General features: G+C 68.5%; 13 protein-coding genes. 3 read left to right on the forward strand and 10 right to left on the reverse strand.

The genetic code is table 11. The features are described from left to right. Positions 1–3 precede the first annotated feature (3 nt). From FG94_RS25235 to FG94_RS25245, 3 genes are read left to right on the forward strand one after another with little or no spacing between them, the layout of a single operon-like run. Positions 4–963 carry a glycoside hydrolase family 43 protein gene (locus FG94_RS25235; protein ID WP_051997101.1) on the forward strand — a complete coding sequence of 320 codons (960 nt, stop codon included), beginning with the start codon at positions 4–6 and terminating at the stop codon, positions 961–963. A gap of 55 nt (positions 964–1,018) precedes the next feature. Beyond that, positions 1,019–1,960: a LysR family transcriptional regulator gene (locus FG94_RS25240; protein WP_036217497.1), complete on the forward strand. Its 942-nt coding sequence runs from the start codon at positions 1,019–1,021 to the stop codon at positions 1,958–1,960. A gap of 16 nt (positions 1,961–1,976) precedes the next feature. After that, positions 1,977–2,996 carry a family 43 glycosylhydrolase gene (locus tag FG94_RS25245; RefSeq protein ID WP_152571130.1) on the forward strand — a complete coding sequence of 340 codons (1,020 nt, stop codon included), beginning with the start codon at positions 1,977–1,979 and terminating at the stop codon, positions 2,994–2,996. 21 nt (positions 2,997–3,017) lie between these two features. Here FG94_RS25245 and FG94_RS25250 read toward each other — a convergent pair whose 3' ends face one another. From FG94_RS25250 to FG94_RS25295, 10 genes are read right to left on the reverse strand one after another with little or no spacing between them, the layout of a single operon-like run. Then, positions 3,018–3,992, reverse strand: a complete 975-nt coding sequence (locus tag FG94_RS25250) for a LysR family transcriptional regulator (RefSeq protein ID WP_036217501.1) — start codon at positions 3,990–3,992, stop codon at positions 3,018–3,020. 45 nt (positions 3,993–4,037) lie between these two features. Beyond that, positions 4,038–5,147 carry a porin gene (locus FG94_RS25255; protein WP_036217503.1) on the reverse strand — a complete coding sequence of 370 codons (1,110 nt, stop codon included), beginning with the start codon at positions 5,145–5,147 and terminating at the stop codon, positions 4,038–4,040. Positions 5,148–5,183: 36 nt separating this feature from the next. Beyond that, the gene (locus FG94_RS25260; protein ID WP_036217505.1) at positions 5,184–6,635 is read right to left on the reverse strand and encodes an aldehyde dehydrogenase family protein; all 1,452 of its coding nucleotides are present in this window, start codon (positions 6,633–6,635) and stop codon (positions 5,184–5,186) included. Between the two features lie 19 nt (positions 6,636–6,654). After that, on the reverse strand, positions 6,655–7,470 hold the full coding sequence (locus FG94_RS25265) for an enoyl-CoA hydratase/isomerase family protein (protein ID WP_036217507.1): 816 nt from the start codon (positions 7,468–7,470) through the stop codon (positions 6,655–6,657). A 16-nt stretch (positions 7,471–7,486) separates the two neighbouring features. Beyond that, the gene (locus FG94_RS25270; RefSeq protein WP_036217508.1) at positions 7,487–8,089 is read right to left on the reverse strand and encodes a UbiX family flavin prenyltransferase; all 603 of its coding nucleotides are present in this window, start codon (positions 8,087–8,089) and stop codon (positions 7,487–7,489) included. Beyond that, positions 8,086–9,537 (reverse strand): UbiD family decarboxylase, encoded by a 1,452-nt coding sequence (locus FG94_RS25275; protein WP_036217703.1) that lies wholly within the window; start codon positions 9,535–9,537, stop codon positions 8,086–8,088. The genes FG94_RS25270 and FG94_RS25275 overlap by 4 nt, the downstream gene beginning before the upstream one ends. A gap of 23 nt (positions 9,538–9,560) precedes the next feature. After that, positions 9,561–11,114, reverse strand: a complete 1,554-nt coding sequence (locus tag FG94_RS25280) for an AMP-binding protein (RefSeq protein WP_036217509.1) — start codon at positions 11,112–11,114, stop codon at positions 9,561–9,563. Positions 11,115–11,157: 43 nt separating this feature from the next. Next, positions 11,158–11,736, reverse strand: a complete 579-nt coding sequence (locus FG94_RS25285; RefSeq protein WP_036217510.1) for a (2Fe-2S)-binding protein — start codon at positions 11,734–11,736, stop codon at positions 11,158–11,160. Next, the gene (locus tag FG94_RS25290) at positions 11,733–12,551 is read right to left on the reverse strand and encodes a xanthine dehydrogenase family protein subunit M (RefSeq protein ID WP_036217511.1); all 819 of its coding nucleotides are present in this window, start codon (positions 12,549–12,551) and stop codon (positions 11,733–11,735) included. The genes FG94_RS25285 and FG94_RS25290 overlap by 4 nt, the downstream gene beginning before the upstream one ends. After that, on the reverse strand, positions 12,548–15,574 hold the full coding sequence (locus tag FG94_RS25295; RefSeq protein WP_036217512.1) for a molybdopterin cofactor-binding domain-containing protein: 3,027 nt from the start codon (positions 15,572–15,574) through the stop codon (positions 12,548–12,550). The genes FG94_RS25290 and FG94_RS25295 overlap by 4 nt, the downstream gene beginning before the upstream one ends. Positions 15,575–15,633: the final 59 nt, after the last annotated feature.

Consider the following 15,633-nt stretch of genomic DNA (forward strand, 5'->3'; position numbering starts at 1 on the left):
GTGATGAATAAGATGTCCGTACTCGTGGCCGGACTGGCCGCTGCATTGGCCGCGCCCCTGGCCGGGGCTTCGAATCCCATCGTGAAGGACATCTTCACCGCCGACCCGGCCGCGCTGGTCGACAACGGCCGCGTCTATCTTTACGTCGGCAAGGACGAGGCGCCGGTCGGCGGCAAGGAATACGTCATGAGCGAGTGGCGCGTCTACTCCAGCTGCGACATGAAGAAGTGGACGGATCACGGCTCGCCCCTGCGCTACAGCACCTTCAAGTGGGCCGGGCGCGACGCCTGGGCCTCGGACATCGTCAAGCGGGGCGGCAAGTACTATTTCTATTCGACCGTGGACCACGCCGCCCTCAAGAGCAAGGCGATCGGCGTGGCCGTCTCCAACAGCCCGACCGGTCCTTTCGTGGACGCGCGCGGCACCGCGCTGATCACCAACGACATGACCAGGGAAACCGATATCCCCTGGGACGACATCGACCCGGCCGTGTTCATCGACGACGATGGCCAGGCCTATCTGTACTGGGGCAACACGGTGATGAAGTACGCTAGGCTCAAGCCCAACATGATCGAGCTCGACGGACCGATCCACACCGTGGGCCTCGACAACTTCGTGGAAGCGGCCTACCTGCACAAGCGCAAGGGCACCTACTACCTCTCGTACTCGCGCAAGTTCCCCGAAGAGACCGTGGTGATGAGCGGCCCGACCGCCACCGGCCCCTGGACCTTCGGCGGCGTGATCATGGAGAAGAACAGCAACGTCAACACGATCCACCAGGCCATCGTCGAGTTCAACGGCAAGTCCTACATCTTCTACCACAACGGCAAGCTGCCGACCGGCGGCGAATTCCGCCGTTCGGTCGCGGTGGAAGAACTGCACTACGGCCCGGACGGCAAGATGCTGCCGGTGGCGCAAACGGCGGAAGGGCCGGCCGCCAACCCGTCGCCTGGCTGCAAGTGATAGCCACCGAGCGGTATTTCCATTGGATCGATATCACAAATGATATGATTTCCTGATGGATACGACGAACCCCAACTGGTTTCTGAAGGCGCGCCTCAAGACGCGCCAGCTGCTGCTCCTGATCGCGCTGGACGACTACCGCAACATCCATCGTGCGGCCGAGGAACTCCACATGACGCAGCCGGCGGCGTCCAAGCAGATCAAGGACCTGGAAGAGATGCTGGAGGTGCGCCTGTTCGAGCGCCTCCCGCGCGGGATGGAGCCGACCATCTACGGCGAGACCATGATCCGCCACGCGCGCATGGCGCTCACCAGCCTGGCGCTGGCGCACGACGACCTAGTAGCCCTCAAGGCCGGCCTGTCCGGGCAGGTGGAGGTGGGCGTCATCATGTCGCCGGCGATGGCGCTGCTGCCGCGCGCGATCGCGCGCATCAAGGAACAGGCGCCCTTGCTGCGCATCGGCGTGCACCTCGAGCCCAGCAACGTTCTGCTCGACAAGCTCCAGCGCGGCACGCTCGACTTCATGATCGGCCGCATCCTGGAGAAGGAAGACTCGAGCGGCCTGGTGTACGAGGAGCTGACCGAGGAACCCGCCTGCGCCGTCGTGCGTCCCGGCCATGCGCTGCTCGAAGCCAGGGACCTGCGCCTGGAAGACATCGCCGACCAGCCCTGGATCCTGCCGCCGCCCGGTAGCATCCTGCGCCACCGCTTCGACATGATGTTCCGCCGCGCCGGCCTGCAGCCGCCCGTGAACGTGGTCGACACCACCGCGCTGCTGCTCATCACCACGCTGCTGCAGCAGACCGATTCGCTGCACGTGATGCCGCAGGAAGTGGCGCAGTACTACGCGTCGCTGAACGTGATGCGCATCCTGCCGATCGAGCTGCCCTGCAAGATGGACGCCTTCGGGATCATCCGCCAGCAGGACCACCTGCTGGCGCCGGGCGCGGACCTGCTGCTCAAGCAGGTGAGGCTGGCGGCCTCCGAGATCTACTGACCCGAGGACCCTGAACATGATGAAAGCCCGCCTCAGCTTCGCACTGGCGCTCGCGCTGGCCTTGCCGGCCGCCGCCACCGAATTCGCCAACCCGCTGGTGCTGCAACGGGCCGATCCGCATGTGACCCTGCATGGCGACGGCTATTACTACTATACGGCCACCGTCCCGGAATACGACCGCATCGAACTGCGCCGCACCCGCTCGCTGGACGAGCTGGGCAAGGCCGAGGCCAGGGTCGTCTGGCGCAAGCATGCCAGCGGCCCGATGAGCCGCCACATCTGGGCGCCCGAGCTGCACCATATCGACGGCAAGTGGTACCTGTACTTCACGGCCGGACGCGAGGATGCCCCTTTCGACATCCGCCTCTACGTGCTCGAGAATGCCGCCGCCAATCCCCTGGAAGGCCAGTGGATCGAACGGGGGCAGCTCAAGACCGGCTGGGAATCCTTCGCCCTCGATGCCACTACCTTCGTGGTCAAGGGCCAGCGCTACCTGGCCTGGACCCAGAAGCCGCCCACGGCGGACCGGCACATGACGGCCGTGTACCTCGCGAAGATGGACACGCCGCTGTCGATCCAGGGCCCGGCGACGCTCTTGACCACGCCCGACTATGCATGGGAGAAGATGACCCATCACGTCAACGAGGCCCCCGCCGTGCTGTTGAAGAATGGCCGCGTCTTCATGACCTATTCCGCCAGCGCCACTGACGCCAGCTACAGCCTGGGCCTCTTGACGGCCGCGGAATCCGCCAACCTCCTCGACCCGGCCGCCTGGACCAAGTCGCCGCTGCCGGTTTTCCGCACCAATGCGGCGGCGGGGCAGTACGGCCCGGGACACAATTCCTTCACCACCACGCCGGACGGCAAGCGGGACATCCTGGTCTACCACGCGCGCAACTACGAAAAGATCACGGGCGACTCCCTGTTCGACCCGAACCGCCACACGCGCGCGCAGCCCATCACGTGGCGACCGGACGGCACGCCGGACTTCGGGGCTCCGGTGCCGGATGCGAGTGTGGCCCGGCCGTCGCGCTGAAGCAGGTATCGATCGAAGGAATCAATTCGGTTCCGGCCGGTCCAGGCCGGACACTTCCTGCGCGGCGTCCTGCGTTTCGCTTTCCGCCTGCGCCCCCGGCGTGCGCAGGCGCAGGTTCGCCGCCAGCATCGACACGAACAGCTTGGTGGCCGGATTCAGCGGGCGGCGCGGGTGCGACACGCTCACCACACGCCGCACCAGCCTCGGCGACACGATGGCATGGGCGCGCAGCGACCCGCTGGCCAGCTGCCGGTGCACCGCGACGCGCGGGACGATGCTGGCCACCGGGCAGCGCTCGACCAGGTTGATGGCCGCGATCAGGGAGTCGATTTCGAACTTGGCCGTCAGCTCGATGTTCTCGTTCTCGGCGAAGCTGTCGATGTTGCTGCGCAGGCCGTGGCCGCGGCTCGGCAGGACGAGCGGCAGGCCCAGCGCGGGCACCTGGCGCAAGGCCAGGTTCTGCGGCAGGCTGGCCGCCAGGCCGGCCCCGGTGATCAGGACCATCTCCTCGTCGACGATGTGCTCGACGTCGAGCGCCAGCGGGCGGCGCGGCTTGTTGACGATGGCCGCATCCAGCCGTCCCGCCGTGACCCAGTCCGTCAGCGTGCTGGTATAGCCGTCGCTCACCGTTACGTCCACCTCCGGATACTTGTTCGAGAAGTCGCTCAGCGTCTCGACCAGCACCCCTTCGGTGATCGAGGCGATCAGGCCGATCTTCACGTGTCCGCGGATCTCTCCCTCGCTGCTGAGCATCTGGGCCTCGGCATTCGAGAAGTCGCGCACGATGGGGACGAACAGGCGGTACATCTGACGCGCGGCGGCGGTCGGCACCATGCCCTGCTTGCCTCGCTCGAACAGTTTCTGGCCGAGGTGATCCTCCAGCCTGCCGATCTGCATGCTCAGGGCTGGCTGGACGATGTTCAGCCTGTGCGCGGCACGGGTGACGGCGCCTTCCTCGTACAGCGCAATGAAGTAGTGAATCTGGCGCAAGTCCATGGGAATGTGGCTTCAGGTATCGATGTCCGAAGCCGGCATCTTACTTCAGAATGAGTGCCGCAGCCCGGCCATGATGCCGTTCTGCGTGCGTCCCGGCGCCGCGCTGCCGCCCACGTCGAGGGCGATCGCCGCCTGGCCCCGGTTGTCCATGCGCCCGACCGCGCCGTACACGGCGGTACGCTTCGAGAAGGCGTGGGTGAGGCGCGCGGCCATCAGGTTCGAATCGTCCGCCGATGCGTCGACCGCCTTGCGCGCGACCTGGGCGTCGAGCGTCAGGCTGGCGCTGAGGGGATGGCTGACCCCCAGATAGTAGAGGTCCGATTCGGTCCTGCCTGGCGCGGCATCCGTCGTCCTGGCAAACATGCCGCCGCCCAGCTTGGTGCGTCCGAGCATGACGTAGGCGTTGACGCCTACCCGGCGGTCGGTGTTTGCGCTGCTCGTGAGGCCGTTCGCCGCGCCCGGGCCGCCGCGCATCCGGTCGTAGACGGCATTGATGCCGTATGCGTCGGTTTCATAGCCGAGCAGCGCGGTGACCTGGCGGCAGGCGTCGTCGTCCGCCGCCAGTTCGCCGGGGCAGCCGGTTGCCGCGGCCCCGCCGGCCGAGGACGTGTCGCGCCCGAGGCTGTAGCTGGCGCCGACGGTCCAGCCCTTGAAGTTGCCCACATAGGCCAGCGCATTGTCGCTGCGCGCATTCGGCAGGTAGAGGTCGATGCTGCTGATCGAGAACAGGCTGGGCCCGAGTACGTCGCTCTTGGCGGTGCTGTGGTAGGTCATGTTCATCACGCGTCCGAGCTGGAGCGTGCCCCACGCGCCCTTCAGGCCGACCCAGGCCTGGCGGCCGAACAGCCGGCCACCCTGTCCGGAAATCCCGGTGTCGGGCCCGAAACCGCCTTCCAGCGCGAAGGCCGCGCTGAGTCCGCCGCCCAGGCTTTCTTCGCCGCGAAAGCCGATGCGCGAGGGCAGGCTGCCGGTCAGCGACGGGATCCGGGTGACGGCACTGCCGTCGGCGCCCGCATTGCCGATGCGGGCTACGGCCGCGTCGACGACGCCGTACACCGTGACGCTGCCCTGCGCGCATGCCGGGCCCGCCAGGCAGCCGGCCAGGCATGCGCCGGCAAGCGCCGCCTTGCGGCGCTGTCCTTTGAGGTAATTCATGTTGTCTCCTTGTGTTGTTGGTTTGTGGTTCGCCGCTCAGACCAGGCCGGCGTTGCGGAAGATGTGCTTGGTCTCGAGGAAGTCCGCCAGTCCCTCGTAGCCGTGCAGGCGGCCGATGCCGCTGCGGCGGTAGCCGCCGGTTTCCGCTTCGGCGAACAGCCGGTTGTGGTCGTTGATCCAGACGGTGCCGTTGCGCAGTGCGCGCGCCAGGCGCATGGCGCGGTCGCCGTCCGCCGTCCAGACACTCGCGGACAGCCCGAACACGCTATGGTTGGCGCGCGCCACCGCATCCTTCTCGTCCTCGAATTTCTCGAGCACGACGAAGGGGCCGAAGATCTCGTCCTGGGTGAAGAAGGCGCCGGTATCGGCGTGCGCGACCAGGGTCGGGCTCAAGAAGTGGCCGTCCGCCAGCTTGCCGCCGCCACGTCCGCCGCGCAGCACCACTTCGTCGCACATGTCGAGGGCGCGTTCGACGTCGCACGACACGCGATCGAGCGACTCGCCGTCGATCAGCGGCCCCATGCCGGCGCCCGGAGCGTCGCCCGGCGCAACGACGATTGCTTCCAGCGCAGCCTTCAGGGCGCGCTTCATCTCATCGAAACGCGAGGCATGCACCAGCACGCGGCGCGCGGCCGTGCACTGCTGGCCTGAAATGATGGTCGCCGCCGTGGCCAGGCGCTGGGCCACGGACCTGATGTCGGCGTCGGGAAACACCAGGCAGCTCGACTTTCCTCCCAGTTCCAGCGACAGCTTCTTCATGGTCGGGGCGGCGGCCGCCATGATGCGCTGGCCGGTGAGGTTCGAGCCGGTAAAGCTCAGCACGTCGACCTCGGTCGATGCCACCAGTTCCTGCGCCACCTCGCTGCCCCGTTCCAGCACCAGGTTGAGTACCCCTTGCGGCAGGCTTTCCACCGCCGCCAGTTCGCGCAGCACCTCGGTGGTGATCAGTGCGGTCTGGTGCGCCGGCTTGATGACCACGGTGCAGCCGGCCGCCAGCGCCGGCGCGAGCGAGCGGATCAAGAGCACGACCGGCGCGTTCCACGGGATGATCAGGCCCGCCACCCCGGCCGCCTCGCGCAGCGTGGCCGAGTAGGCGCCCGGCTCGACTTCCATGAAGTGCCCCGGGATGTGGCGGGTCAGGCCCGCGTAGTAGCGGATTTCCGAGATGGCCGCCGCCAGCTCGCCGCGCGACTGCGCCAGCACCTTGCCGTTTTCCTGGGTGAGCAGGGCGGGCAGTTCGGGGCGCTGCTCGAGGCGCTGCGCCCACTCCAGCAGCACCAGCTGGCGCAGGCGCGCATCGTGCGGCCACAGCGAGGCATCGAAAGCCCGGCGCGCGCCGGCGATGGCGAGGCGCGCATCCTCGGCTCCGCTGGCGGCGTAGCTGCCGATGACGCTGCCGTCGGCCGGGTTGCGGCTTTCGCCGACGGCGCCGGACGCGGCGCCCTGCCACTGCCCGTCGATGTAGTTGCGTGCGTTCAGATTGCTCATCCGGAGCTTCCCCCTGGGTTCAGCTGCCGTTGAAGCTAGGGGAACGCTTCGCGTGGAAGGCTTCGACGCCTTCGCGGAAGTCGTCCGAGGAACGCAGGCGACTGTAGCAGTGGCCTTCCAGCTCGATGGCGATCGACAGCGGCGAATCCTCGGTGTCGTTCAGGAGCTTCTTGGCGGTGCGCTGGGCGATCGGCGAGAAGGCGCGCAGTTCGTCGACCAGGCGGTCGGTGGCGGCTTCCAGCTCGGCGTCCGGCACGCATTCGGTGGCCACGCCCCAATCGTAGGCCTGCTGGCCCGGGATGCGGCGCGAGCGCATCACGATGTCCTTGGTGCGCGTGATGCCGACCATCTTCTGCAGGCGCGCCGAGCCGCCCGAGCCCGGGATCTGGCCGAGCTTCTGTTCCGGCAGCGCGTAGAAGGTGGTGTCGGTGGCGATGCGGAAGTCGCAGGCCAGCGAGATCTCGAAGCCCACGCCGAAGCAGAAGCCGCGGTTGGCGGCGATCACCGGCTTGCTGCAGCGCGCCGGGGCGGCGATATTCCAGGCCAGCTTGGACACGTGCTCCGGGCTGGCCTCGAGGAAGCCCCTGATGTCGCCGCCGCTGGAGAAGTGCTGGCCTTCGGCGCGCAACACGATCACGCGCACGCGCTCGTCGAAGTCGAGCGCCTCGAACACCAGGCGCAGCTGGTCGCGCTGGGCCATCGAGATGATGTTGAACTGGCCGTTCGACAGGATGATGTCGGCACGCTGGCGCTCCGGGTCGACTTCCACGCGGAAGCCCTTGAGGTTGTCGAGCAGCTGGTGGGCCGGGTGGTTCAGTTGGGTTGCTTGGGTCATGTTGTTCTCCTGGAGGTTATTGACTGCGTTGTTCGCTTGTTTGCTTGTTCATGCCTTCCCAGCGTTTGACGAGACCGTCGTGGGGAAGGTCGAACAGGTCGAGCAGGCGCCCGACGGTATGGTCGACGAGCTCGTCGAGCGAGCCGGGACGGGTGTAGAAGGCCGGCACCGGCGGAAAGATGATGCCGCCCATCTCGGTCACGCTCGTCATGTTGCGCAGGTGCGCGAGGTTGAGCGGGGTTTCGCGCGCGACCAGCACCAGCCGGCGCCGCTCCTTGAGCATCACGTCGGCCGCGCGCGCAACCAGGTTGTCGGCCAGCCCGTGGGCGATGCTGGCCAGGGTTTTCATGGAGCAGGGCGCCACCACCATGCCGGCCGACCGGAAGGAACCGCTGGCGATGGTCGCGCCGATGTCCTTGACGTTGTGGACGACGTCGGCAAGCGCCTCGATGTCGCTGCGCCGCAGGTCGAGTTCCTGCTGGGCCGTCATGACGCCGGACGACGACATCACCAGGTGCGATTCGCAAGCGCCTGATTCACGCAGGGCCTGCAGCAGGCGCACGCCGTAGATGGCGCCGCTGGCGCCGGTGATGGCGACGACCAGGCGCGGCTTGCTCATGTGCGCACCGTCACGTTCGACCAGTCGATGGCGGCGCCGCGCACGATCTCCTGGTCGAGGTCGATCTCGGTCTCGCCCGGGATGCGCACCTTGGTAAAGACGTGGCCGTGGTAAGCCACCGGCTTGGTGGCGTCCAGGCCCATCTTGGCGCTGATGCCCTGCAGATGCGGCGGGGCGACGCCGTCGCCGGTGTAGCCCACCGTGGTCGAGGGGTCGAGCACCGAGCCCTGCGCGCCCGGGATGACGATCAGGTCGCGGTCGGCCTGGAAGCGGGTGGCGACCGCCCATTCGACCTGCTGCGGGTCGTGCACGTCGACGTCATCGTCGACCACGGTGACCTGCTTGATGTCGTAGTGGGCGCCGAAGGCGCCGAGGATGACGTTGCGCGGCTCGCCTTCGCGCAGCTTGCGGAACTTGACGTACAGGTGGTAGCGGCCCACGCCGCCGACCGACAGGTGGACGTCGAGGACGCCGGGGAAGCTGCGCTGCAGGTGGGCCAGCATGGTGGCCTCGCGCGGGATCGAACCGAGCAGCAGGTGCTCCATTTCGGCCGGCACGATGGTGTGGTAGATCGGATTGTGGCGGTGGGTCACGGCCTCCACCACGATCACCTCGCGGTTCTCCTGGGCGCTGTAATACTTCGGGAACTCGCCGAACGGGCCCTCCGGCTCGCGCAGCTTCGGGAGCAGCTTGCCTTCGATGACGATTTCGGCATTGGCCGGCACGCGCACCTCGCTGGTGAGGCACTTGGCGACCGGCAGCGGCGCGCCGTGCAGGGCGCCGGCGATCTCCAGCTCATCGTGGTCGATCGGCGTGATCGCCTGCGACGCGAGCAGGGTGAGCGGATCGGCGCCGATCACCACCGCCACGTCGAGCGGCTGGTCGTTCGCCTCGGCCGCCTGGTAGAAGGCCAGCAGGTGGCGCGGCAGCATCAGGATCGCCATACGGTCGCGGCCGTGCACCTGGATGCGGTTGATCGACACGTTCTGCACGCCCGTGACCGGATTGCGCGCGATCACCAGCCCGGCGGTGATGTAGGGACCGTTGTCATGTTCGCTGTGGGTCGGGATCGGCAGCAGGGTGTGCAGGTCGAGCTCCTGTCCGTCCTGGCCGAAGCGGTGCACGACCTGCTGGCACGCCGCGCCGGCGTCGACCTCGCGCCAGGGCAGCGGGTGCTCGACCGCCTTGCGGAAGGCAGCCAGCAGCCCGCTTTGCTCCACGCCCATCGCCTCGGCGATCCAGCCGCGGCGCGAGACGAAGCCGGACACCACGGGAATCTCATGGCCGCCCGGGCGCGGGAAATAGGCGGCCTGGGCGCCATCGAGGCGCTTGGCGATCGCCGCCAGCCGGTGCTTGAGCGGCACGCCTTCGCGGATCACCGCCAGGCGCTGCGTCGCTTCCAGGTGGGCCAGCCACTCGCGCAGGTCACGCGCCTTACCGGTCGACATTACTTCTGCGTTCGCATCTGCCTTCATTGCACACTTCCTTCCTTGTTGCCGGGCGCAGGCACCGGTTCGTACTCACCGGCCACCAGCTTGCGTCGCAGGATCTTGCCGACCGGTGACTTGGGGATCTCCCGCACGAAGACGTATTCGCGCGGGCGCTTGAAGTTCAGCAGGTCGGACGACTGGCAGTAAGCATTCAGCGCTTCCGGGCTCACCACGCCGTGCGTCTTGACGAAGGCGACCACCTTCTGGCCCCAGCGCTCGTCCTTCAGGCCGGCCACCGCCACCTCGTCCACGGACGGATGCAGCGACAGCACCGATTCGATGTCGACCGGGGAGATGTTTTCGCCGCCGCTGATGATCATGTCGTCCATGCGGCCGGTCACGAACAGGTCGCCGTCCCCGTCCAGATAGCCGGTGTCGCCGGTGAAGTACCAGCCGTCGCGGATCGACTTGGCGTCGGCGTCGGGCCGGTTCCAGTAGCCTTCGAAGGCTTCGTCGCCCTGCAGGTCGCAGATGATCTGGCCTTCCTCGCCCGGCGCGACGCTGCCTTCGGGCGACTCGGCGTTCAGCGGCACCACGCGCAGCCGGGTATTCACGCCGGCACGCCCGGCGCTGCCGGCCTTGCGGGTCGCGTCCTGGTCGATGGCGAAGGTGTACACCTCGGACGAGCCGTAGTGGTTGACGAACAGTTCGGGCTGGAAGGCCTCGGTCAGGCGCTTGAGCAGGCCGTCCGGCATCGGCGCCCCGGCGAAACCGAGCTTGCGCACCGACGAGATGTCGGCGCCATGTTTTTCGCGCCAGGCCAGCATGTCGTGATAGAGCGTCGGCACCAGGTACAGGTTGGTCACGCGTTCCTGCTCGATCGAACGGAAGGCGGCGGCGCAGTCGAACTTCGGCACGCAGACGAACAGGCCGTCGATCAGCGCCATGGCCAGCAGCGAGCGCACGCCCATCGTGTGGTACAGCGGCATGACGCCGAGGGTGCGTTCGCCGCGCCGGTACAGGTTCTGGGCGACGTGGCCGAGGGCGCCGGCGCGCTCGGCGCGGTGGCGGCGCGGCACGCCCTTCGGCTTGCCGGTCGTGCCCGAGGTGTACAGCATCAGCGAGACGTCTTCCGCTTGCGCCGCCAGGATCGGCGTCGCGGGCGGCTGCGCCAGCAGCTCGTCGAAGCCCAGCGTACCGCCGGCGACGCCGCCGACGGCGATGCGGGCCACGCCGCCGGCTGCCGGGCTGCCGGCGACCGCCGCTTCGCTCACCGCTTCATACACGAGCGCCTTGGCCCCCGAGTCGATCAAGCAGTACTCGACCTCCTCGGGCTTGGCGCGCCAGTTGAGCGGCGTGACGATGACGCCGCTGAACTGGCAGGCCCAGTGCAGCGTGGCCATTTCGATGCGGTTCTGCAGCACCACCAGCAGGTGGTCGCCGCGTTCCAGGCCAAGGGCGGCCAGGCCGGCGCAAGCGCGCTGTATGCGCTCGTACCACTCGCCATACGTAAGACGCTGCTCGCCGTCCACGACCGCCAGCGCATGGGGGCTGCGTTCGACGCTTTGCAGGAATGTGCGTCCAAGATCCAGCACGATGTTCTCCTCCGGTTGATTGCTATTCGATCTATGTGTTGAATTACGCGTTGACCAGCCTGGACTGTCCGGCGTCGCCCACGCCGGCGTGGCCCGGGCTGTCCGGCGCCAGGCCGGCGCCGTGGGGCCTGCCGAGGCGCTCGGCGGCCGTCTCCAGCACGGCCTTGACGATGTTGGTGTAGCCGGTGCAGCGGCACAGGTGGCCGGACAGCATCTCGCGTACTTCGAGCTCGCTCGGGTCCGGGTTGCGGCGCAGGTAGTCGGTGCAGGACATCATGATCCCGGCGGTGCAGAAGCCGCACTGCAGCGCGTGGTTGCGGCGGAAGGCTTCCTGCAGGTCGGACAGGCCTTCCTGGCCGGCGTTCAGCCCTTCGACGGTCTCGACCCGGCAGCCTTCGGCCTGCACCGCCAGCGTCATGCAGGAGCGCCCGGCCACGCCGTCGATGTTCACCGTGCAGGCGCCGCAGACGCCGTGTTCGCAGCCGACGTGGGTGCCGGTGGCGCCCAGGTCCTGGCGCAGGAAGTCCGACAGCAGGGTGCGCGGTTCGCAGGTGCCGCTGCGCCGTTGGCCGTTCAGGACCAGTTCGATGCGCACCACCTCGTTTTTGCGGTAGGTTTTCATGAGAGTGCCTTTTCAATCGCGGCGCGCCCCAGGTGGCGCACCAGTTGCCGCCTGAACTTGGCCGAGGCGTGGTGGTCGTCCTTGGCGCCCAGCTCCCAGGCGAAATCGTTGATCGCCGCTGCCAGGTCGTCGCCGGCGATGCGGCCCCAGGTCCGCACCGTCGGCCGGTCCGAGACGCCGCCGACGGCCAGGCGGATACTGTCGGGGCCGACCACGGCCGCCACCGCGCACATGGCGAAGTCGCCATGGCGGCCGGAGAACTCGTCGAAGGAATAGCGCACGCCCGGCTGGGCGAGCGGATAGCGCGCTTCCACCAGCAGTTCGTCCGGCGCCCGCGCCGTCATCAGCATGCCCTGGAAGAAATCGGCTGCGGCGACGGTGCGCTGGCCGCGGCGGCTGCGCAGCACCACTTCGCCCCCTAAGGCCAGCAGGGCCAGCGGCAGCTCGGCGCTCGGGTCGGCATGGGCGATCGAGCCGCACACGGTGCCGCGGTTGCGGATCTGGAAGTGCGAGATGTGCGGGAAGGCCTGGGCCAGCAGCGGCACTTCCGTGGCCAGCGTGGCGCGCCACTCGACGCTGCCCTGGGTCGCGGCGGCGCCGATCACCAGGTGCTTGCCGCTGGCGCGGACGTAGTTCAGGTCCGGCACACGCGAAATGTCGATCAGGACGCTCGGCTGGGCCAGGCGCAGATTCAGGACGGCCATCAGCGACTGGCCACCGGCCAGAATGCGCGCGTCCTCGCCGGCCTCGGTCAGCAGGGCCACGGCTTCGTCAAGGCTGGCGGGACGGGCGTAGTCGAATGCTTGCGGTTTCATCGTTGTACTCCAAACAGGGCCAGGATGCGTGCCAGCAGGCCGCGTTTCGCCGAGGGTGCGGCCACGGCAGCCCCTTTGCCGCCGGCCTCGCGGCCGAGCTGCTCGAACAGCTGGTTCAGCACGATCTTGGCGGCGCCCTCCAGCATGCGGCTGCCCACGGCGGCCACCTTGCCCGACACTTCGGCCGCGTAGTCGTAGCGCAGCAGCGTGCCGCCGTTCGATGGCTCGAGCGTGACGATGCCGCTGCCGCGCGCGCTGCCGACCGCGGACAGGCCGGAACCGGCCAAGCGCAGGCTGCGCGGCGGATCGAGTTCGGACAGCGCCACCTCGGCGGCGTAGCGCGCCTTGATCATGCCCACGCCGACACTGACGTCGGCCCGGTAGCGGTGTTCTCCCGCCGGCTCCAGCGCGTTGCAGCCGGGGATGACCTTGGCCAGCGCCACCGGGTCGAGCAGGACCCGGAACACGGCTTCGGGCGGCGCGTCGAGCAGCACTTCGCCGCGCGCGGCCAGCGCTTTGCCGCCCTTGCCGCCGCCGGCCGTTGCCGGTGCGGGCGCGGCCGGCGCCTGGCGCACCGCCGGCGAGGGCGGCGGCTCGTCGGCGCCGATCAGGTCGACGACCTTCGAGGGCGTGAGCGGCAGTTCGACGTCCTTCAGGCCGAGCGCGTCGGCCACCGCGTTGCCGATGCACGGCGGCGTGCTCATGTTGTTGCCTTCGCCCAGGCCCTTGGCGCCCAGCGGCGTGAAGGGCGAGGGGGTCTCCATGTGGATGATCTGCGGTTCCGGCACTTCGCAGGTGGTGGGCACCAGGTAGTCGGCGAAGGTGCCGGACTGGAAGCTGCCGTCCTCGCCGTAGCGGAACTCCTCCATCAGCGCCGCGCCCAGGCCCTGGGCAAACGCGCCGCGGATCTGGCCGTCGGCCAGGGCCGGGTTCAGGATCTTGCCGGCGTCGTGGGTGGTGACGTACTTGTCGATGGTCACGCGGCCGGTGTGGCGGTCGATCTCGACGCCGCATACGTCGAACGCGAAGCCGTAGGCGGCCGAGGTGTTGACGCGGTCCTGCTCGTCCGGCGCGCCGAGCTGCGGCGCGGTCCAGAAGGCGGTTTCGCGCAGGCCCGGCTCGACGCCTTCCGGCAGCAGGCCAGGAGCCCAGTGCGGGCTGGCGGCCATGCGCAGGAAAGGCAGGGAACGTGACGGCTCGCCCTTCGCGTGCACCTTGCCGCCGGCGAAGACGACGTCGACCGGGGCCACGCCCAGCTGCGGCGCCGCCACCAGCGCGAGCTTGTCCCGGATCTTGCAGGCGGCCAGGTGGACGGTGCCTGCTACCGCCCCGGCGAAGCGGCTCGAGTAGTTGCCGGCCGCGACCGACCAGGCATCCTTCTGGGTGTCGAATTCGACGTTGACCGCGACCTGGTCCGGATCCACGCCCAGCACGTCGGCCACCACCTGGGCGCACACGGTGCGGTGGCCCTGGCCGGCGGGGGCCGAAGCGATGGTGACGTTGATGCCGCCGAGCGGGTCGATGGCCACGCTGGCCGAGGCGATGGCGCCGTTCTTCGGGCCGGCCTTGGCGCGCGCTTCCTTCGGCAGGACGGTCGTGATGTAGCCCATGTTCGAGATCGAGGGCTCGACGATCGCGGCAAAGCCGATGCCGTACAGCCGGCCTTCGGCACGGGTGCGCTTGCGCTTTTCGTACAGGGCAGCCAGACCGCCTTCGTCCTGCATCAGTTCCAGCGCGCGCTGGTAGTTGCCCGAGTCGATCAGGGCGCCGGCCGCCGCCTGGTAGGGGAAGGCGTCGGCGGGAATGAAGTTGCGGCGGTAGACCTCGAGCTGCTCCAGCCCCAGTTCGACGGCGATGCGCTGCATCAGGCGCTCGAGCTGGAAGTAGACCTGGGGCCCGCCGAAGCCGCGCACCAGGCCGGCCGGGGTCTTGTTGGTCAGCACCACGCGGTTGCGCACCGCCAGGTTCGGGATCGCATAAGCGCCGGTAAGAACGCCGTGCATGCGGTAGAAGGTGGCCGGTTCCGGCGCGCGCAGGTAGCCGCCGACGTCGTCGAACTGGTCGTACGACAGGGCCGTGATACGGCCGTCGCCTTGCACCGCGGCGCGGATGGTCGACAGGCGGTTGGTGGACGAGGTCAGGCCGCCCAGGTGCTCGAGCCGGTCCTCGACCCATTTCACGGGGGCGCCGGCCTTGCGCGAGGCCAGGCACATCAGCACCGCGTACTGGAACACCGCGTGCTTGACGCCGAAGCTGCCGCCGGAGTCGCGGAAGGTACGGTGGCGCAGCTTGTGGCCGGGCACGCGCAGCGCCAGCGCCATCACGGTGTGCAGGGAGAACGGCCCCATGAAGTTGGAGGCGACATCGTAGCCTTCTTCTTCCGACAGGTAGTCTGCGACCACCACCGCGCCTTCGATCGGGGTGCACGAGTTGCGCGGATAGTGCACCGTGAGCTCCACCGTGTGCGGCGCATTGGCGAAAGCGGTTTCCGGGTCGCCGTAGCGAAAGCTCCGGTCGCTGGCGATGTTGCTGCCGTGGCCTTCGTGCAGGATGGGAGCGTCGGGGCGGATCGCGGACTCGATCGACACCACCGGGTCGAGCTGGGTGTAGTCAACCACCAGCAGGTCGGCCGCATCCTCGGCCAGGTAGCGGGTGTCGGCGACGATCACCGCGACCGGTTCGCCCGCATAGCGCACCCGGTCCACCGCCAGCGCCCACATCTCCATCGGGGCCTTGACGCCGACCACGAAGGGTTTCGACCAGGCAGCCAGGTCGCGCCCGGTCAGCACGGCGCGCACGCCGGGCAGGGCTTCGGCGCGGCTGCTGTCGATGCCGTTCAGGACCGCATGGGCATGCGGCGAGCGCACGATGGCCGCGTGCAGGGTGCCCGGCTTGACGCCGACGTCGTCGCCGTACTGGCCGCGCCCGGTCAGGAGCGAGGCGTCCTCGATGCGCCGCATCGGGCGGCCCACGAAGGGTTGGGCCTGCTGCTGCCCAGCGACGTGAGCGGTCTTCATTTCCATGCTATCGAACTCCCGGGCGTGACGCCTGTGTTGATAATTTCAGTATAGGGAGGCAAGGT

Source organism: Massilia sp. LC238 (assembly GCF_000735635.1).
Lineage (GTDB): Bacteria > Pseudomonadota > Gammaproteobacteria > Burkholderiales > Burkholderiaceae_D > Telluria > Telluria varians.